This window comes from Pedobacter soli (assembly GCF_900101435.1).
GTDB classification, from domain to species: domain Bacteria; phylum Bacteroidota; class Bacteroidia; order Sphingobacteriales; family Sphingobacteriaceae; genus Pedobacter; species Pedobacter soli.
Genome location: NZ_FMZH01000003.1, coordinates 166,073 through 185,903, shown reverse-complemented (window position 1 = coordinate 185,903; position 19,831 = coordinate 166,073). Strand labels below are relative to the sequence as shown.

The window sequence follows — 19,831 nt, the reverse complement described above, 5'->3', positions numbered from 1 at the left end:
TGGCCTCCATTCAATCGGGTTTATTTAACCCGGGCAGCTGCAAAAACCGGAAATTTAGTCAAGACTTTGGGTGTTTTAACACAGGTTTGGGTTAAATAAACCTGACAGGAGCGGGCATCCCGTTCAGGTATATATCGGTATTCATCGGGATAAAGCGGATGGCAGGGCTGCATTGGCCATAGGGCACTGACGATCGTTTTCAAATCATATTGTAAAATGGTTTATTTTAACGCAGATAAGGGTAAAAACTACAGCTTCAGCTGGCCACCTGTTTGTGGAAAAATACTTGCCTGTTCATCATTAATTTGAAAACCCTGCAACAAAGCTTTAACTTCATGCCATGGAAACCGATTTAATCATTTCAGCGATAAACGAAATACATCAAGCCGTTAATCAGGCTTTAATTAATAAAGATGCAGATGCCTATGTGGCTATACTCGATCACAACTTTGTTTTTACGCCGGCCGGAGGAGTTGCCCTGAATAAGCGCGATTATACGATCGATTTAAGGAAATACTTTAAAGGCGCTAAAAGCTTTGATACGAGCCATTATCGTATAAAATCAAGTTTCGAAAATGATGTTTTTATTGAAAAAATTGCGCGGAAATCAATCGTTATCAGACCTAATTTGCTGTTTTTCTCCAGAAAACAAACCATCCAAACCGAAGAAATGGTACATTGGAAAAACATTCGCGGCGAGTGGAAAGTAATTGCCATCGAAATTGTGCTGGAAGAGAAATATTAAAATCACCCCTAATTTCCTGGTGCACCTTGTGTCTTTGTGGTTAAAAACAATAAATCTAAGGACATAAAATTTCCTTAAATCTTCTACTCGAAACTTTAAAACAAAATCGGTATTTTTGCCGCTCATTTTAGATTACTATATATGTTAAGAACAGTAACTTGTGGTGCATTAAACCTGAATAATTTAGGCGAAAGTGTAGCCCTATGTGGTTGGGTACAGAAATCGAGAGATTTAGGCGGTATGACTTTTATCGATATCCGCGATCGTTATGGTATTACCCAGTTGGTTTTTAACATGGACGATAATCGTGAGCTTTGCGAGAAAGCGCGTACGCTTGGTCGCGAGTTCGTAATTAAAGCCATTGGTACCGTTGTAGAGCGGAGCAATAAAAACCCTAAAATGCCTACCGGCGATGTGGAGATCAAAATCACAGCATTAGAAATTTTAAACGCGGCGAAACTACCACCGTTTTTAATTGATGATGAAACCGATGGTGGCGATGAGTTGCGCATGAAATACCGTTACCTGGATTTACGCCGTAACCCGGTGCGCAATAACCTGGTTTTACGCCATAAAATGGCACAATCGGTACGCCGTTATTTAGATGCTTTGGATTTTATCGAGGTAGAAACCCCGGTTTTAATTAAATCTACACCAGAGGGTGCGCGAGATTTTGTTGTGCCTAGCCGCATGAACGAAGGCGAATTTTATGCTTTACCTCAATCGCCGCAAACCTTTAAGCAATTGCTGATGGTTTCTGGTTTCGACCGTTATTTCCAGATTGTAAAATGTTTCAGGGATGAAGATTTAAGGGCCGATCGTCAGCCTGAGTTTACGCAGATTGACTGCGAAATGTCGTTCATTGAACAGGAAGATATTTTAAACACTTTTGAAGGTTTAATCCGTACTTTATTTAAAGAAGTACGCAATTACGATTTACCTGAGGTGCCGCGCATGCAGTATGCAGATGCCATGCGTTTATACGGATCTGATAAACCGGATACCCGCTTTGACATGCAGTTTGTAGAGCTGAACGATTTGGTTAAAGGTAAAGGTTTCCCGGTTTTTGATAACGCCGAGCTGGTAGTGGGTATTAATGCCAAAGGGGCAGCAAGCTATACACGCAAGCAGTTAGATGAATTAACTGATTTCATTAAACGCCCGCAAATTGGCGCTACAGGCTTAATTTATGCCCGTCATAATGATGATGGAACCATCAAATCATCGGTTGATAAGTTCTTTAACGAAGAAGACCTTAAACAGTGGAGCGAGGCATTTGCAACTGAAAAAGGCGATTTATTGTTAATTCTAGCCGGTTCTACCGATAAAGTACGCAAGCAGTTAAACGAGCTTCGTTTAGAAATGGGTAACCGTTTAGGTTTACGCGATAAAAATACATTCTCGGCCCTTTGGGTATTGGATTTCCCGCTTTTGGAGTGGGATGAAGAAACTGAACGTTACCATGCCATGCACCACCCGTTCACTTCGCCAAAGCCTGAAGATATTGCCTTGTTAGATACTAAACCAGGCGAAGTACGTGCCAATGCCTACGATATGGTAATTAACGGTACCGAAGTTGGTGGTGGTTCTATCCGGATCCATGATCGCGAATTACAGGCTTTAATGTTTAAGCATTTAGGCTTCAGCGCCGAAGAAGCCCAAAAACAATTTGGTTTCTTAATGGATGCTTTCGAGTTTGGTGCACCTCCGCATGGTGGTATTGCTTTTGGATTTGACCGTTTAACCTCAATTTTTGCAGGCTTGGATTCCATCCGCGATGTAATTGCCTTCCCTAAAAATAATTCGGGTAGAGATGTGATGATCGACAGTCCGAGTACTATTGATGAGAAGCAATTGAAAGAACTGAAGATCAAAACAGATTTATAACAAAATTCGTCATAAATTCAAGGTGACGATTATAGCAAAAAGCCTCAGGATTTTAAATCTTGAGGCTTTTCTGTTATGGCCTTCTGCACTTTGTATACTAGTGGACAAATGACAAATGAACCATTGAACTAATACGTTTCACTATCTGGCGGGATGCCATAATCGACAAACTTCTTATCTTTTTTTTCTTTCTTTTTACTGAACCAGCCTTTTACCGAGTTGAATATGGCCGAAAGGTGTTCTGCATCAAGCGATTTACCGAGTTTACCCGAAACTAAACCAACAGCGGCTTTGGTTAAAAAACCTGCGCCCCTGAAAATGGTTTTATTCATAATCATCGGTAAAAGTAATGACATGGCTGTACTGCTGATGTTCAGCTTTTCGTCGGCTTTAAACAAATTACTGGGCGTAGCGTATTTTTTAATCAGCGCACCTAAGGTAAACTGATGAAAGTATGCTTTAGCATCTGTTTTAAGCATGTTTTGTTTCAGGGTATACTCTACTTTCAGCTCCAGCTTTTTAGCCTGCAAATCTTCGAGGTTTCTGATGGTTTTATAGCTTCTCATCGCCGTCCTCCTTATCTGCCAGTTTATCAAAATACTTTCTAATGGCAATGTTTATAATTGCTTTTTCTATGTATTTATCTTTGGTAAAATATACAACTACTGCAATTAAAATGTAAAGCAGCGATACACAGCCAAAACCGGCCGCATAGTTGTTTAAAACATCGCCCAGGTAAAGCCCAAGTGTAACAGAACCGAATAAAAAGGCCAATACAAAGCATACGATAACGGTCGTACTCGTTACCAGATCTGCAAAAACCTTCGATATTTTTTCCAGAAGATACAGCCTGGTGTACTCTACCCTGGCTTCTAAAAAGCCTTTGGCATCATCTACCAGATCTTCAATACTTTTTTCTTTATTTTCCTGCATAATTCAGATGAGATTTAACTGGGGCAAATGCCCAGGCTATGCCTTTGTTATTGCTTAAGCGTGCTCTACGTCGTCGCTGTATTCTTCTTCTACACTTCTTAATTTGGTTTTGATAGAGCTTACCACTTTATCTTTCAGGCTCGCCAGATTGTTAATTTCATCGGCAGCTTTATCTTTAATAGAATCGCCCAGGTCTTTTAACGATTGGCTTAGTTTATCGCGGGTTTCTTCACCTTTATCTGGTGCAAATAAAATACCTAATGCAGCACCTGCAGCTAATCCTGCTAAAAGCGCAACTACAACTTTTGAGTTATCATTCATAATTAATCTATTTTAAGGGTTAACAATTAAGTTCAATATAAAACTACTACATTATTTTATTGTTAAGCTATATTTATAACTCCATATGCTCATTATTTGTTTTAATTCTTTCCAATCTCTCCGAAGCAAGCGTACTGGTTTCGTAAATTTTAACGAGCAATATAAAATATGACAGCAGCAAAGGGCCGAAAACCAGACCCAATATACCGAATAAAGGGATACCAATAATTACGCCAATTACTGTAATTATAGGGTGAATATTGCCAACTTTTTTTGCGATGATAAACCTCAGTACGTTATCGATGTTGATAATGACCACAAAACCAAAAACAAGCATGGCCCATCCTGCAAAATTATTTCCGTTTGCAATTTGTAATATGGCTGCCGGTACAAATATAACCGGAGGGCCTAAAACCGGCACAAAGGATATAAATGTGGTTATTATGCCCCAAAATAAGGGGTCTTTGTAACCTAAAACCAGAAAAGAAAGGCTCACCAGCGAGCCTTGAACGAGGCAAATTAAGCCCTGGCCCAAAACGTTGGCATAGGTGGTATTTCTCATTTCATCGCCAAAGCGGAGGGCATTTTGTTCTCTGAAGGGTGCGTATTTAATCAGCGAAAACTCAAATTTTTTGCGCTCAATGAGCATAAAGTAGAGTAAAAAGTACATCACCAGCAGGCTTAAAATAATATTTACTGCACTCGAAATCAATGAAGGGAATAATTGTGTGGCCCAGTTACCCAGGCGGTTCATCCCTTCCTGAATCAAATCCTGGTTAATTTTTATAGGTATGAGATGCTGTAGTTTAACCAGCAGGTTTTTAAAAAAGATTTCGTTGTTTCTCAGCTCAGAAATTTTGCTGATAACCATACTGCTTAAAGCATAAAAAGGCAGGACAATTAAAATGATGCTAATGGCAATGAGTAGTATAGCAACCAGCCTTCTGTTCCAGCCTTTCTGCTCGGCCAGGTGAATGTAAGCCGGACGCATAATGGTATAGAGTACCAGCGTACTTAAAATGGCACTGAAAATACTTTGTAACGAATAGGCAATTAATATCCCAAGGGCAATAATAATAACAAGGTTAATATTGTTACGCTGCTTATAAGAGAATACTGACATAATTTAAATGCTTGGTATTCTTTAAATGCGAAATTGGCAGGTTTTGTTTTACCTGATTTTAATTTAATTCGTTAAGATTAATACCCGTTATTTTGTTGTAAAGTGTTTTTCTGTCGATATTCAGAATCTTTGCAGCCTTGCTCTTGTTAAAGTTTACCTGTTTTAAAACGGTTAAAATGGTTGTCAGCTCGGCATCTAGCCGTGCGTTTCGCAAAGTTGCTTTTTTCGAACCTGGTTTAGATTTTGCCTGCTGTGCAGGTGTGTTTTTTGCATCTTTAGCCGCGATGAGCTGCTGAGGCAGTACCGCTAAAGGAATAATGCTTCCCTCTGTGAGTAAGCTTACCCTCCTGATAACATTTTTAAGTTCGCGGATATTGCCCGGCCAGCTATAGTTCATGAAACAGGTTTTTACTTCTTCAGAAAATCCTTTAAGATTTTTGTTAAGCTCCCTGTTTGTAATGGTTAAAAAATGCTTGGCGAAGGTTAGGATATCTTTGCCGCGGTTTTTTAATGAAGGCACATGTATTGCGAATTCGTTAAACCGATGGTATAAATCCTCTCTGAACGTTCCTTTCTGAATATTCTGGATCAGGTTTTCATTGGTTGCCACAATTAACCTGATGTTTAAATCGATTTCTTTGGTGCTGCCAATGCGTTTTAATTTTCGCTCCTGAACAGCCCTGAGCAAAATGGCCTGTATTTCGTAAGATAAATTGCCAATTTCATCCAGAAAAAGGGTGCCACCATTTGCTTCTTCAAAGTGACCGATTTTGGTAGCAAGGGCACCTGTAAATGACCCTTTTTCGTGCCCGAAGAATTCGCTTGCCGCCAGTTCTGTTGATAAAGCTCCGCAATCCATTACCACAAAGGGTTTATCTTTGCGCGGACTGTTTAAATGAATGGCCTTGGCTACGCATTCTTTTCCGGTACCGCTTTTACCGGTTAAAATAATCGAATAATCTGTCGGGGCAATAAGTTTTATTTGTTTAACCAACGTCCTGGAAGCTTCGCTTTTGCCATCAACATATTCGGGATGGTTTAAGAAATTGTCGGCAGAACGATCCTTGTTTTTTTGAGGAGTGGCGTTTTTGTGTTCGGAAATTGATTGCTGAGCCGCCAATGCTTTATTAATGGTGATTAATATTTCGTCGGGGTATAAGGGTTTAGCAATATAATCGTAAGCCCCCAGTTTAATTAACTCAACAGCAAGTCGGATATCAGAATAACCGGTGATAATGATTACGCTAGTACCCGGATAATTTTCTTTTATTTTGATTAAAATTTCTTTTCCGTCAGTATCATCCAACCGGTAATCACACAATACCAGATCGAATGCCTGCTCGCTTAAAACAGACAACGCTGCAGTACCGGACGTAGTACTGACAACTTCAAAACCGTTTTTGGTTAAAAATGTTGAAAGCAGTAGCCCAATATTTATCTCATCATCAATTATAAGTATTCTTTTTTTCATTAACAGCACCTTTTTATGCTAAAATGAACTTCTGCACATTAATTCTTAATTATTAGAGCGGTTCAGATTAGCAATTTAGATCGCACATAATTACTTAAAAAAATTGAATTGGAAAAACTTTTGCAACATTTTTGTTATATTCAGATCGAATTAATACTACAGTGGGCTATTTGCCCTTAAAAATGGCCTTTCTTTTTTCTACAAATGCAGCTACACCCTCTTTAAAGTCGGCTGTTTCAAAGCATTTTCCAAAAGCCTCTATCTCTGTTGCATAACCATTATTGTTGTTTACAGCTGCAATAACCGATTTAATGGCGGCCGAAACTGCAAGTGGTGCGCGTTGTTTTACTAAGTTTAGTATTTCTTCGGCTTTCGAAATAAGATCGGCCTGTGGCACAACGTGATTTACCAGTCCAAAAGCTAAAGCATCGGCAGCGGTAATCATATTGGCTGTTGTAATCATTTCTATAGCCTTGCCCTTTCCAACCAGTTGTGTAAGGCGCTGTGTGCCACCATATCCCGGTATCAATCCTAAAGTAACTTCTGGCAATCCTAATTTGGCATTATCTGCGGCAATACGCATGTGGCAGGCCATGGCCAGTTCTAAACCTCCGCCCAGTGCAAAGCCATTAATAGCTGCTATAAAGGGTTTAGTGGCATTTTCAATAGCATCGAATACCTGCTCCTGACCGCGTTTCGCCAGTTCTTCGCCCTGTTTGCCATTGTAATCGGCAAACTCTTTGATGTCGGCACCCGCTACAAATGCCTTTTCGCCAGCACCGGTAATAATCACTCCCCTCACTTCATCCGTTTTATTGGCAAATGCAACCACATCGGCCAGCTCGGCCAAGGTATCTTTATTTAAGGCGTTTAGTGCTTTTTCGCGGTTAATGGTAAGGTATAAAATTTGTTCTTTTACTTCTGATATTAAATTCTGGTATGCCATAGCTTAAAAATTTCTGTTTTCTGTAACCCAATCCTGAATATATGTCACAATGCTGGCCATAGTTGTGCCCGGCGGGAATAATGTGCCAACGCCCATTTCCGCCAGTTTTAAACGGTCCGCTTCCGGAATAATGCCTCCACCTGTTAACAACACATCGTCTAACTGTTTTGCTTTCATCAGCTGGATAATTTTAGGAAAGACGGTCATGTGCGCACCCGAGAGGATCGAAATACCAATGGCATCAACATCTTCCTGCAAGGCCGTATTCACTACCATTTCGGGCGTTTGGCGTAAGCCGGTGTAAATTACCTCCATACCGGCATCGCGCAATGATGTGGCAATTACTTTAGCTCCCCTGTCGTGGCCATCCAATCCAACTTTAGCCACTAAAACACGTATTGGCCGGTTTAATGCTTTGCTCATAATGAATATTAAGTTAAGGTAAATGTATTGATTTTATTAACTAATAGAGAAACAGGCGTTAAAGATTATAGTTGATGTTTAATCTCCATGGCGATTAGCAGGAGATTGTATCACCATTTATCAGCTATTAATGAAATTCTATTAAATACAATATTAACTGTGTGCTAATAAACCGTTAATCATTGTATAAATACGCTCAATCTTTTTACATTTGCATTCCTAATTTACAGGTTTTTATGAGTGAAGAGAAGTCATTGAACTTTATTGAAGAAATTGTTGAGAACGACTTAAATAGTGGTAAGTATGAAACCCTGGTTACGCGTTTCCCGCCCGAACCAAATGGTTATTTACACATCGGCCATGCGAAAGCGATATGCTTAAATTTCGGACTAACACAAAAATACGGCGGGTACACCAACCTGCGTTTTGATGATACCAATCCGGTTACGGAAAAAACAGAATATGTAAACAGCCAGCAGGAAGACATTAAATGGCTGGGTTTTAACTGGAAAAACGAATTATATGCATCAGATTATTTTGATGAATTATATGGTTTTGCGGTAAAGCTAATAGAAAAAGGCCTTGCCTATGTGGATGAAAGCACCGCAGATGAAATTGCTGCTTTAAAAGGTACGCCAACTGAGCCCGGACAAGATAGCCCATACCGCAACCGCAGTGTGGAAGAAAACCTGTCTGTTTTTACAAAAATGAAAGATGGCGAGTTTGCTGACGGTACTTATATTTTAAGGGCAAAGATTGATATGGCCAGCCCGAATATGTTAATGCGCGACCCGATTATTTACCGAATTAAACACGCCGAGCACCACCGTACAGGTAATAAATGGTGCATTTACCCGATGTACGATTTTGCCCATGGCCAGAGTGATAGCATTGAAAACATTACCCATTCGATTTGTACGCTGGAGTATGTTTCACACCGCGAATTGTACGATTGGTTTATCGAAAAATTAGAAATTTTCCCTTCTAAACAATATGAGTTTGCGCGCCTAAACCTTACCTCAACGGTAATGAGTAAGCGTAAGCTGCTGCAATTGGTGAACGAAAAACTGGTGAGTGGCTGGGATGACCCGCGCATGCCTACTATTTCGGGTTTACGCAGAAGAGGTTTTACGCCAAAGAGTATTCGCGAGTTTTGCGAACGCATTGGTATTGCCAAACGCGAAAATCTGATTGAGCTAAGCTTACTGGAGTTCTGTATCCGCGAAGATCTGAATAAGAGTGCTAACCGCGTAATGGCTGTTTTAGATCCGATTAAACTGGTTATTAACAATTATCCGGAAGGACAATCAGAAGATTTAATTGGCGAAAACAATCCTGAAGCAGAAGATGGAGGCGGTACACGTATAATTCCTTTCAGCAATGAACTTTGGATTGAGCGTGAAGATTTTATGGAAGTACCGGCTAAAAAGTGGTTCCGTTTGGCCCCTGGAGCCATGGTGCGCTTAAAATTCGCTTACATTGTAAAATGTGAGGATTTTGTGAAAGATGAAAACGGTAACGTTACTGAGATCCGTTGTACTTATATTCCCGAATCGAAAAGCGGAAATGATACCAGTGGTATAAACGTGAAAGGTACCATTCACTGGGTAAGCGCGCAACATGCCAAAACGGCTGAGATCCGTTTGTACGAGCGTTTGTTTACATCAGAAACCCCAGATGCAGAAGAAGGCGACTTTAAAGATTATTTAAATCCTGAAAGCTTAACGGTATTGCCAAATGTTTACATCGAACCGGCTTTGGCCGATGCTGATTTGGAAAGCCGTTATCAGTTTATCCGTAAAGGTTATTTCTGTCTGGATAAAGATTCGACTGCTGATAAATTGGTTTTCAACAGAACGGTAACGCTAAAAGATACGTTTAAGAAGCCGAATTAATCGTTTTTTAACCACAGATAGGCACGGATGAACACAGATTTATCCGTGCTTTTTTGTTTTATACCGTTAATATTACTGCTATTATTTAACCGCAAAGCACACAGAGATAATCGCAAAGCGCGCTAAGTATTCGCGTCCAGACCTCCGTCTTCCGACTTTCTGACTTATTTTCGCCAACCGCTTAATACTTCGTATACACGTTGTACAACACCAAAATATCAACTGGGGTTAGTGTTGGTGTAATATCGCTTTGGATAAAATGAATTTTGAATGCTGTAATTGCAGCAGGCAGATTGCTGGTATCGTAACCGATATATTTTAAAGCCATTTCGGTGTTAAAATCGGCAGGAGGGTTTTTCAATACATCATCGTACCAATAACCAAAACCTTTATCTGCCAGTTTTTTCCATGGGAAATTTTTAGGATCGTTTTTACGTTTTGGGGCAATATCGGCATGGCCAATAAAATTGGCTGTTGGAATATTGTAGGTTTTCTTTAATGTAGCCAATAGTTTAAGCAGGCTATTGATTTGTGCATCAGGCCATGGATCGGTTAAGCCGTTGTTATCCAGTTCAATGCCGATAGATGATGAGTTGAGGTCGGTATCTTTCCCCCATTTGCTTATACCGGCATGGTTCGCACGTAAATAGTCGTTTACCATGTGCACCACTTTACCATCGCGACTAACTACATAATGTGCGCTGGTACCGGCTTTGGTAGAAAAAAAAGTTTTAACGGTTTGTGCCAAACTATCCTGCGCGGTATGGTGTATTACTACATAATTGGGTTTACGTATCCCAAAATTTACAGAACCAATCCATTGCTGGTTTGTTGCATTTAGAGAATCGTACAGTTGCCCGGTTGGAGGTACAGTACCTATAATTTCTGCAAAACCTTTGGCTTTATCCTTGTAGATTTTTTCGGTTGCGGCATACTTACTGGTGGTACACGAAGCCAGCATCATTGTTAGTGAAAAAGCAGTTAATAAAGCGGTTTTGTATAAATCAGAAAGCAGCATGGGCATGTTGATTAAAAGAATGAAGTTACAAAGTTAGGCTAAACTTCGCCCAATGCATCAAACTTTATACAAAGCTTTTAAAAATTATTAATTTAGCGCCGATATACTTTAATATGAAGAATTTATACAAATCAACAATACTTTTGCCGGCAATGGCTGTTTCTTTGGCGATGTTAGCTGCCTGCGGTGGCGACTCTAAACCTGCTGACGATAAAAACGGAGGTGTTCAGAAAGACAGCCTGATTAGTTATGTGGCCGATCGTTTGCCAATTTACGAAAAGGTAAAACTTACCACTAATATTAACCAGTTAAGTGTTAACGACCGTAAAATTTTGCCTTTGCTGATCCAGGCGGCAGAAATTATGGATGAGTTGTACTGGAAACAGGTATATCCGCAACGCGACAGCCTTTTGGCTACCATTAAGGATGAAAAAACCCGCGATTTTGTAAACATCAATTATGGTCCATGGGACAGGCTCAATAACGATAAACCTTTTGTACAAGGCGTTGGTGTTAAACCTGAAGGTGCAACATTTTATCCTTACGGCATTACCAAAGATGCGGTAGAAAAATCTGATCTGGCCGATAAATTTGGTGCCTATTCTGTAATTAGGAAAGATAGCACAGGTAAATTATCAACAGTACCTTACCATGTTTTATTTGCTGCTGAATTACAAAAAGCAAGTTCATTACTAAAACAGGCAGCCTTAATTGCAGAAGATGCCGGTTTAAAGAAATATTTAAATTTAAGGGCTGATGCGTTGGTAACCGATAATTTTACAGCGAGTGATTATGCCTGGCTGGATATGAAAACCAATGGTTTGGATATCATTATCGGCCCGATTGAAAATTACGAAGATAAACTTTTTAATGCCCGCACCAGTTACGAGGCTTATGTTTTAATTAAGGATAAAGAATGGAGCAAGCGTTTGGCCAAGTATGTAAAAATGCTGCCCGAACTGCAGAAAAACTTACCGGTTGACGCTAAATATAAAGCCGAAACACCAGGAACCGATTCGGAATTGAATGCTTATGACGTGGTGTATTATGCGGGCGACTGTAATGCGGGATCGAAAACAATTGCGGTTAACCTGCCCAATGATGAAAAAATACAACAGGAAAAAGGTACCCGCCGCTCGCAGCTAAAAAATGCAATGCAGGCCAAATTCGATAAAATTCTGGTTCCTATTTCAAAAGAACTGATTGATGCCGAACAACAGCAATACATTAAGTTCGATGCTTTTTTTGCCAATGTAATGTTTCATGAAGTAGCCCATGGCTTAGGCATTAAAAAAACCGTTACCGGAAAAGGTTTTGTGCGTGCTGCGTTAAAAGAACAGTACAGCTGGCTTGAAGAGGGTAAAGCCGATATTTTAGGTTTGTACATGGTAACAGGCTTGCTTAAAAAGGGCGAATTACAAGGCGATATAAAAGATTATTATACCACATTTATGGCCGGTATTTTACGGTCGGTTCGCTTTGGTGTTTCAGAAGCACACGGAAAAGCCAATATGCAATGCTTTAATTACTTTCAGGAGAAAGGCGCTTTTGAGCGTACGCCAAAAGGGACCTACAAAGTAAATTTCGATAAATTTGCATCGGCAATGAACGAATTAAGTGCTTTCATCATTACGCTTCAGGGCAATGGAGATAAAGCTGCCGTAGAAAAAGCACAAAAAGAAAAAGCCATTATCCACCCCGAATTGCAAACAGACCTTGATCGTTTAACCAAAAAGAATATCCCTGTTGATGTAATTTTTGAACAAGGTGTTGATGTGTTGGGTGTGAAATAATATCTCCTGATTAGGTATTCAAGGCCACAGGGCAGCAGGTATTTAACTTGTTGAACTGTGGCTTTTTTTGTTCATTAGTTCATTGGCCATTAGTTCATTGGTAGCCATAGACTTGAAACGGGATTGATTAACAGTAGCTTATGTAAGTTTCAACTTTCCAAACTTCGGTTATCGAAGCGCCGACTCCAGACTTAGAACTAAAGACTTTTTTAAATTTCCTGTAACCTTTTCAAAAAACAGTCGTCTTACCTATAACAAGATCATGGAAACCTTTCGTTTCCGAACTAAACTTTAAAATAACAGCAATAAATGGAAAATGCCTTTTACAGGTGTTATGGAATTTTTTTTGCCCGAATTTTTTAGCACATTAAACCAAACCGATGAAAAATTTATACAAAATAGCGCTTATAATAACCCTTTTTTTTACAACTACACAGGTTTTTGCCCAATCTACGCCTAAACCTAATATCAGTGGTGTAATTTTAGATGAGAATGATAAACCAGCCGATTATGTAACCGTAGTTCTTTTCAAGGCCGCAGATTCGAGTGTAGTTAAAACTGCTTTTACCGATCCAAATGGCTCGTTTGGATTTATTGTAGCAGGCAAAGGAACCTACTTTTACAAAGCCAGTAACATGGGCTATAAAACCCTTAAAAGCAAAATAATTACGGTAACTGAAGACAACCAGAAAATAGATTTTGGCACAGCTAAGCTGGTGGCTACTGCACAGAACTTAAAAGATGTTAATGTGGCTGTTACCAAACCGTTGATTGAAAGAAAGATGGATAAAATTGTGATGAATGTTTCTAACAGTTCAATCATGACGGGTTCATCAGCATTAGAGGTTTTACAGAAAGCGCCTGGTGTAACAGTCGATCAGAACGATAAAATTTCGATGATGGGCAAACAAGGCGTGCTGATTCAACTCGATGGAAAACAAACCTACATGAGCAGTGCTGATGTAGCCAACCTTTTGCGGAATATGCAGAGCTCTGATATAGAGAGCATTGAGCTGATTACCAATCCATCGTCCAAATATGATGCTTCAGGTAATTCGGGTATTATTAACATCAAAACCAAAAAAAATAAAAACGGTGGAACAAATGGCAGCGTAAATGGCTCGCTAGGTTACGGTAAAAACCTGAGGGGAAATGCTGGCTTAAACCTGAACCACCGCACCCAGAAGCTCAATCTTTTTGGTAACTATAACTACGGTAAGTTTGAACGCGATAACCTGATCGCGATCGACAGGATTTCGAACGGAACACCTGATACCTACTTTATGCAGGTTGGCGAGAGCAACAGAAAACAATACAATAACAACTTCAAAGCAGGTTTAGATTATTTTATCGATAAAAAAAATACCATTGGGGTTTTGGTAAATGGTTATTTTAATCATGGTACCGAAGCTGGTGTTAACAATACCTTAATTGGCCCGTCTTTTCAAAAAATCGATTCTACATTGATTTCGAATAGCCTGCAAACCAATAAATACAATAACATTTCGTATAATTTAAACTATAAATCGGTTTTGGATACTGCCGGATCAGAAATTTCGGCCGATGTAGATTATTCGCGCTACAACGGCAACGATGGTTCTGACTATGCCAACGATTACTTGTTTGCCAATGGCAGCCGGATTCGTCCAATCAATTACATCCGCAACAATACACCTTCTATTATTGATATTAAAGCTTTTAAAGTAGATTATAATGTTTCGTTAAGTAAAACGGTTAAGCTCGAAGCGGGAGTTAAAAGCAGCTGGGTAAAAACCGATAACGATTTGCAGGCCGAAGAATTTGTAAATAACAACTGGCAGAATGATGTGCGTCGCAGTAATCAGTTTGTTTACGATGAAAATGTTAATGCGGCTTATACCAATTTGAATAAACAGTTTAAAAATACCAGTATACAAATTGGCTTAAGGATGGAGCAAACCAATTCGAAAGGGAACTTAATTACCACCAATACTGTGGTTAAACGAAGCTACTGGGATTTCTTCCCGACTTTGTTTGTGCAGCAGAATCTTTCCAAAAATAACCAGTTGGGTTTCTCTTACAGCAGAAGGATCGATCGTCCGAGTTACGATGCTTTAAACCCGTTTATTTATTACTTAGATCAGTATACCTATAATAAAGGTAACCCCTTTCTGAACCCGCAATACACGCATAATTTTGAGCTGAGTTATACCCTTTTGCAAAAATATATGCTTACTGTTGGTTACAGTAGGGTTGATGACGTAATTGCAGAAGTGATTTTGCCAGATGAAGCACAAAAAGCGTTATATCAGACTAATGCCAACATCGCTACCAACATCAGTTACAGTGCTAATTTAAATGTGCCTGTTCAAATTACCAAATGGTGGCAAACCAATAATAACTTAAATGTTTTTTACCTGAGCTTTGAATCGCCAAATTTAGCCGGCAGAGCATTGAAAACCGGAAAAACATCTTTCCAGTTTAAATCGCAACAAACCTTTACTATCGTAAATGGCTTTACGGCCGAGCTGAACGGTAATTACGAATCGCCGCTTGATTATGGTACGCTTAGTTTAAAAGCCCGTTATTCTATCGATGCAGGCTTAAGCAAAACGTTATTTAACAAAAAGGCAAGTTTAAAGCTGGCTTTGTCGGATGTGTTTAATATGTCTGAAAATAATTTATCAAGCGCGTACCCTGGCTTAACCTACACCGTACATCAAAAAAATGAAACCCGTGTTGGCCGGATCAGTTTTACCTATCGTTTTGGTAAAAATGAAATCAAACCTGCCCGTCGCCGTTCTACAGGTACTGAATCGGAGCAGGGAAGGATGAAAAATTAACACGCCTGTTTTGAAAAAAGGATAGTATTGGGGTTTTAACATTTTTTAGAATCATGTATCCCCAAAAATAAACGCCGCTCATTTTCATGGGCGGCGTTTATTTTTATATCGAATATCAGGTTATTTTTTCTTTACCAGTCTGAGCTAGCTCCACCTCCTGAAAACCCACCACTTGAAGATGAACTACTGCTTCCAGATGAGCTGTTTCCATCAGAAGAGCTGTCGCGTGATGATCCCCAATCGCCAAAGTTGCTTCCACTGCCTGGACGTTCTTCCTCTTGTGTTTGTTGAGGGACTACGTGATTATTATGATATCTATTCCTGTTGAAAAGGCTATTAGCGAAATAACCAGTAGCTGCACCTGCAAAAAAGGATCCTAATCCGCTTCTGCGGCGGCCGTTGTAGCCATTATTAAAACCACCATTGTAACCGTTGTTGTAGCCTCCAAATCCATTATTGGCAAAGGTTTGGCTGCTTGGTCTTGATCTGAATATGCGAACGATTAATAGCACTACTAATACAAATACAATAACAAAAAAGCCAAGTACAAAAAGTGTTATATCAACTCTGTCGCTCGTATTGCTTACGGCCTTGTTGTCCTGTTTATCAACAGCAGCAAGGGATTGTACTGCTGGTGGTTCACCATAGCCGGCACTATCAAGTTTAAAAGAGATATCAGATACCAATGCAAAAAGGCCCTTTCCGTAATCTTTTGCACGAAAGTGCGCTTTGGTTTTAGTCAGTACATCCTGACTGGTTTCGGTAGTAAAAATGGGTTCAAGATTACGGGCTACTTCTAGTCGTTGCTTGCGCTGCTTTACGGCGGCAACATAAACCAGGCCATCTTCTTTATTGCCAACTTTCCATCTGCGTGCAATTAGTAACGAATATTCTTCAATATCGTATTCCTTTGGTATTGTGTTTACAATAACAAGTGCAAGTTGTACACCTGATTTTTTTTCGATTTGATTAATCGTATCGTTTAGCTTTTTAATTTCCGATTTGGAAAGGACTTTCGCAAAATCATTTACGTAGGTGTCTTTTAGCGGTTTTGGTATTTGTGAAAATGTAGTAACCGTTACGAAGAGTAATAGGAGCGATAATATATATTTCATGGTTTAAATTATAAAGCCAAATTAATAATTATTTTTTCTTAAAGCTATATGTTAATGAACGTGGGAATAAAGAACGCCCTTCAGGGAAATGACGGGCGTATAAAATATTTAGCTATGATTATTGCTATGCAAAAAAGTAATTAGAACTTATATTCCATCACATAATCATCCATAAAGTAGCCTTCACCAATATCAAGTTTTACTGATTCTTTAATCGTAAAGCCACCTTTCAGGTAAAAATCTTTGGCTTTATTGTGTTTATTAACGTTAAGTTCTAAAGCAGTTCCGCCAATATCTTTTACCTGGTTGAAAACCTCGTTGATGAGGATTTTACCTACCCCTTTTCCATGTGCAGATGGTAGCACGTATAATTTATGCAGTTTGTAAATGCGTGCTTCGTGATCGATAATGGAATAACCCGCAAAACCATATTGCTCTTCACCCGCTTCCGCAATCAGAAAAATATGGCCTTCCATCAATTGTTTTAACAGCTCGCCCTGGTTATACATTTTCTCCAGCATATAATCGATCTGCGGCTGACCAATAATATCCAGATAAGTTGATGGCCAGGTTGCTGCGGCAATATCCCTGATGATTTCTATATCCTGTTCTTTTGCTTTTCTAAGGGTAATCATATCGGTTCGCTAATAAAAATAGGTTGTCCGGAAAAGGTAAATTCTACAAAGCCATCGTTTACTACCTCAAAAATTTCTTCTTCGGTTTGCATCAGGTTGGTTACTTCGAGATAGCGGTTGCCATGAATTAAAAATTCGCTGCCTGCCGGCTTCCATACCGAAAAACCCGACCTAATGGGATAATGTTTGGCCCGTTCTGTAAATACAACCAGGTTGATTTTATCTTCAAATCCTGCAAATTTTTCGAGGTCGAATTTTTTTGCGATCACATTCACAGCCGGATATTTTTCTTCAAATAAGAAATTAACGGCAACCATTAGCGCGTCAACCGGACCCTGAATGGTTTTGGTGTCTTCCTGAACGTCCTGATTGGTTCCGTTGACCAGCACATCTACTTTCAGGCCAAGCGAAATAATCTTATCGTAGTTTTCGCCATTAACCAAAAGCGTTGGGCTCCACTCCAAAAGTTGCCCTAAAAACTCTTCGCTAAAATTACCCAGCTCGTCAATATACAAAGCGGGTTCCTGTTTTTCTTTTACTATATGATGTGATGACATGTTGCGAATATAGAAAATTTAGTATCGAGTCGGTGTATCAAATTGCCAGTATCGGGAATAAGGTAGCAAGAAGTAATTACCGGTTATAAGGATATTCGCTTACCCAATGAAAACCCCTGTTAATCAGCCTAAATTCTTTGAGGTCTTTTCGTTTAAAACTTATGGAAATGGAATCTTTATCTTTCAGGCCAGAGACAATCAATTTATCTTTTCCAACAAGGTGGTAAGTTAAAATATATTGTGCCGATTCTTTATCCAGTGACCCCAATGTGATTTCCCGCTTTTTTGTATTAAATACTGTTGAAAAATTAAGGGTACTATCATTAATTGTTTTTACGCGTGCATAACCTGCATAGCTAATCACCATTTGTTTCCATCGCCTGCTATCACTAGCTAAAGGTGGCAGCTCCTCCCCTTTAAAACGCATGCTTTCTACATTGTAAATGCCATACAAAAATGGTTTGGGTGCATCGCTGCCGTAAGTTTTTCTTTGCTGGTTAAACGTGTATAGTAAAGTACCAATAGCAGCTGTTATGTACAGGTATTTTACACCATAAGCCAAAAAGTAAAGCCACCGTTTTTTAAACACTGGCTTATACATTTTATCCAGTTGCTCACTTTCATACCGGATAAAGAAGCGGTATAGTTTCAAGAAATGGGGGGCCAAAATAAAAAGGCTCATCACAACAAGCGCAGTAGAGAGTAATTTTACAGGCACATCGAAAAAGTAATTCATAGCCATTACGTGGGCGGTGGCTGCAAGAGATAGAAAGGTACCCACTATTACTGTTCTGCGGAATAAGAGTAGTACGCCGGAAACTTCTATAATGCCCATAAAAATATTGTATCCTTTTGAGAATCCAAGGAAAGTCCATGCCAGGCCCATAGGAGATGCTTCGCCAAAAGGTTGGAGCAAACGATCAAGCGTTGGATCAGGGAATTGAAGCTTGATCACCTTGATTAAGCCATACAGTACTAAGGTAAAGGCCAGGTAAAACCTTACCAGCACCACAAGCCAGTAATACGCAGTATTATAACTTTTGCGTTGGCGGTCTAAAGCAGACCAGATGATACAGCCTGCTAGCGAAACGAGAACTATCAGAAGCAATAGTACCCAATTGTAAGAGGTATCGCCGCTGCCGCTTGGACTCGTGTTGGGCGTATAGTTATAATGAATGATATTTTTAGAAAACCATGGAACGAAATCGCGTAAAAAGTGATTAGGCAATTGCAGCAGCCCCGACAGGAATGTGAAAACTCCGTTATTATTCAGGAAAATAAACAGTGGGAGCAGAATAAAGAAAAATCTGAAAGAGATTTTTTTAAAAATCCCCCATTGGGCATTGTTTTGAAGAGCGTTTTCTGACATGTGGTTTGGTTTATCCCAAAGCTTAAAATAGCTAACAGGCTTTAAATTCTAAAATTTTAATAAACAGCACTTTCTTTTACCAAAGTGTAAAAATCCTGATAAGCTTCAATAAAATCATCGGCAAAGTTAATCGCGCCAGAAACGGCGATACCGTAAATACCCGTTTGCATTAAAGCTTCAACATCGTAAATTTTAATACCCCCGACTGCTAAAAGGGGTAATTGAATGTTGGCTGCCTTGAGTTTTTGCAATGCTTTGGAATAACCTTCAACTCCTATCAAGGGTAAATCGTTTGGCTTGGTTTCGGTTGTAGCAAAAGGGCCAAAGCCGGCATAATCTACGCCCTGGTTGGCCATGCGGATTAAATTTTCAACGGTATTGGCCGAGCCGCCCAGAGTAACGTCATTGCCCAGCTGCTTGCGGATAGCTGCAAAATCGGCATCCATATCCTCAATATGAAATCCCTGGATATCGGCTTTGCCATTTAAATGGATGTGATCGGTAACGATTAGTGTTGTACCCCAATCATCGCAAATTTCGGCGATGGCGCTAATATCCGCTAAAAGAGCTTCATCGTCTTTGCTCAGGCAACGGTATTGAATCCACTTTGCCCCTGCCTCGCAAGCCAGTTGTACCTGTTCAATGTGCGTTAAGTTGGGGATATCGTGGGTAATGTATTGGAACTTTTCGATGTATTTCATGGTGAGTGTTGTTCCCGATTAGGGTTTTTATAATTTAAAATGCCAATATAAACAAAATCGCCATTGAGAATTTATCC

18 protein-coding genes are annotated in these 19,831 nt (G+C 39.6%); 5 read left to right on the top strand and 13 right to left on the bottom strand.

The window, feature by feature from the left end; translation table 11 throughout:
- Positions 1 to 340 precede the first annotated feature (340 nt).
- The gene (locus BLR37_RS08165) at positions 341 to 745 is read left to right on the top strand and encodes a nuclear transport factor 2 family protein (protein WP_090766982.1); all 405 of its coding nucleotides are present in this window, start codon (positions 341 to 343) and stop codon (positions 743 to 745) included.
- A gap of 141 nt (positions 746 to 886) precedes the next feature.
- Positions 887 to 2,632, top strand: a complete 1,746-nt coding sequence (gene aspS / locus BLR37_RS08160) for an aspartate--tRNA ligase (protein WP_039474723.1) — start codon at positions 887 to 889, stop codon at positions 2,630 to 2,632.
- Between the two features lie 128 nt (positions 2,633 to 2,760).
- On the opposite strand, the gene BLR37_RS08155 is transcribed toward aspS, so the two are convergent.
- The 7 genes from BLR37_RS08155 to BLR37_RS08125 all read right to left on the bottom strand — a co-directional run bounded on the left by BLR37_RS08155 (position 2,761) and on the right by BLR37_RS08125 (position 7,849).
- Positions 2,761 to 3,198 carry a hypothetical protein gene (locus tag BLR37_RS08155; RefSeq protein WP_090766979.1) on the bottom strand — a complete coding sequence of 146 codons (438 nt, stop codon included), beginning with the start codon at positions 3,196 to 3,198 and terminating at the stop codon, positions 2,761 to 2,763.
- The gene (locus tag BLR37_RS08150; RefSeq protein WP_039474729.1) at positions 3,185 to 3,565 is read right to left on the bottom strand and encodes a hypothetical protein; all 381 of its coding nucleotides are present in this window, start codon (positions 3,563 to 3,565) and stop codon (positions 3,185 to 3,187) included. Before BLR37_RS08150 ends, BLR37_RS08155 begins: the two co-directional genes overlap by 14 nt.
- A 54-nt stretch (positions 3,566 to 3,619) precedes the next feature.
- Complete coding sequence (locus BLR37_RS08145; protein ID WP_039474732.1) at positions 3,620 to 3,886, bottom strand: YtxH domain-containing protein; 267 nt, start codon at positions 3,884 to 3,886, stop codon at positions 3,620 to 3,622.
- A gap of 73 nt (positions 3,887 to 3,959) precedes the next feature.
- A complete protein-coding gene (locus tag BLR37_RS08140) occupies positions 3,960 to 5,009 on the bottom strand; it encodes an AI-2E family transporter (protein ID WP_090766976.1) in 1,050 nt (349 codons plus the stop codon).
- A gap of 58 nt (positions 5,010 to 5,067) precedes the next feature.
- Positions 5,068 to 6,480: a sigma-54-dependent transcriptional regulator gene (locus BLR37_RS08135; protein WP_090766973.1), complete on the bottom strand. Its 1,413-nt coding sequence runs from the start codon at positions 6,478 to 6,480 to the stop codon at positions 5,068 to 5,070.
- A 166-nt stretch (positions 6,481 to 6,646) separates the two neighbouring features.
- Entirely contained in the window at positions 6,647 to 7,426 is a 780-nt protein-coding gene (locus BLR37_RS08130) for an enoyl-CoA hydratase-related protein (RefSeq protein ID WP_090766970.1), read from the bottom strand.
- 3 nt (positions 7,427 to 7,429) lie between these two features.
- Positions 7,430 to 7,849, bottom strand: coding sequence for a cobalamin B12-binding domain-containing protein (locus tag BLR37_RS08125; RefSeq protein WP_090766968.1), 420 nt, complete (start codon positions 7,847 to 7,849; stop codon positions 7,430 to 7,432).
- Between the two features lie 236 nt (positions 7,850 to 8,085).
- Between BLR37_RS08125 and BLR37_RS08120 the strand changes: the two genes are divergently transcribed.
- Complete coding sequence (locus tag BLR37_RS08120) at positions 8,086 to 9,744, top strand: glutamine--tRNA ligase/YqeY domain fusion protein (RefSeq protein WP_090766965.1); 1,659 nt, start codon at positions 8,086 to 8,088, stop codon at positions 9,742 to 9,744.
- A gap of 181 nt (positions 9,745 to 9,925) precedes the next feature.
- On the opposite strand, the gene BLR37_RS08115 is transcribed toward BLR37_RS08120, so the two are convergent.
- Positions 9,926 to 10,762: an N-acetylmuramoyl-L-alanine amidase gene (locus tag BLR37_RS08115; RefSeq protein WP_090767843.1), complete on the bottom strand. Its 837-nt coding sequence runs from the start codon at positions 10,760 to 10,762 to the stop codon at positions 9,926 to 9,928.
- 113 nt (positions 10,763 to 10,875) lie between these two features.
- Here BLR37_RS08115 and BLR37_RS08110 point away from each other — a divergent pair, with 113 nt between their 5' ends.
- Positions 10,876 to 12,555 (top strand): dipeptidyl-peptidase 3 family protein, encoded by a 1,680-nt coding sequence (locus BLR37_RS08110; protein WP_090766962.1) that lies wholly within the window; start codon positions 10,876 to 10,878, stop codon positions 12,553 to 12,555.
- 380 nt (positions 12,556 to 12,935) lie between these two features.
- Positions 12,936 to 15,377, top strand: a complete 2,442-nt coding sequence (locus tag BLR37_RS08105; RefSeq protein ID WP_090766959.1) for a TonB-dependent receptor domain-containing protein — start codon at positions 12,936 to 12,938, stop codon at positions 15,375 to 15,377.
- Positions 15,378 to 15,508: 131 nt separating this feature from the next.
- Here the strand turns inward: BLR37_RS08105 and BLR37_RS08100 are convergent, their stop codons facing one another.
- The 5 genes from BLR37_RS08100 to BLR37_RS08080 all read right to left on the bottom strand — a co-directional run bounded on the left by BLR37_RS08100 (position 15,509) and on the right by BLR37_RS08080 (position 19,754).
- Positions 15,509 to 16,492, bottom strand: a complete 984-nt coding sequence (locus BLR37_RS08100) for a TPM domain-containing protein (protein WP_090766957.1) — start codon at positions 16,490 to 16,492, stop codon at positions 15,509 to 15,511.
- Positions 16,493 to 16,632: 140 nt separating this feature from the next.
- The gene (locus tag BLR37_RS08095; protein WP_090766954.1) at positions 16,633 to 17,127 is read right to left on the bottom strand and encodes a GNAT family N-acetyltransferase; all 495 of its coding nucleotides are present in this window, start codon (positions 17,125 to 17,127) and stop codon (positions 16,633 to 16,635) included.
- The gene (locus tag BLR37_RS08090) at positions 17,124 to 17,684 is read right to left on the bottom strand and encodes a hypothetical protein (RefSeq protein ID WP_039474764.1); all 561 of its coding nucleotides are present in this window, start codon (positions 17,682 to 17,684) and stop codon (positions 17,124 to 17,126) included. The genes BLR37_RS08095 and BLR37_RS08090 overlap by 4 nt, the downstream gene beginning before the upstream one ends.
- A 76-nt stretch (positions 17,685 to 17,760) precedes the next feature.
- Entirely contained in the window at positions 17,761 to 19,053 is a 1,293-nt protein-coding gene (locus tag BLR37_RS08085; RefSeq protein WP_090766952.1) for a hypothetical protein, read from the bottom strand.
- A gap of 56 nt (positions 19,054 to 19,109) precedes the next feature.
- Entirely contained in the window at positions 19,110 to 19,754 is a 645-nt protein-coding gene (locus BLR37_RS08080; RefSeq protein WP_090766949.1) for a thiamine phosphate synthase, read from the bottom strand.
- Between the last annotated feature and the right edge of the window lie 77 nt (positions 19,755 to 19,831).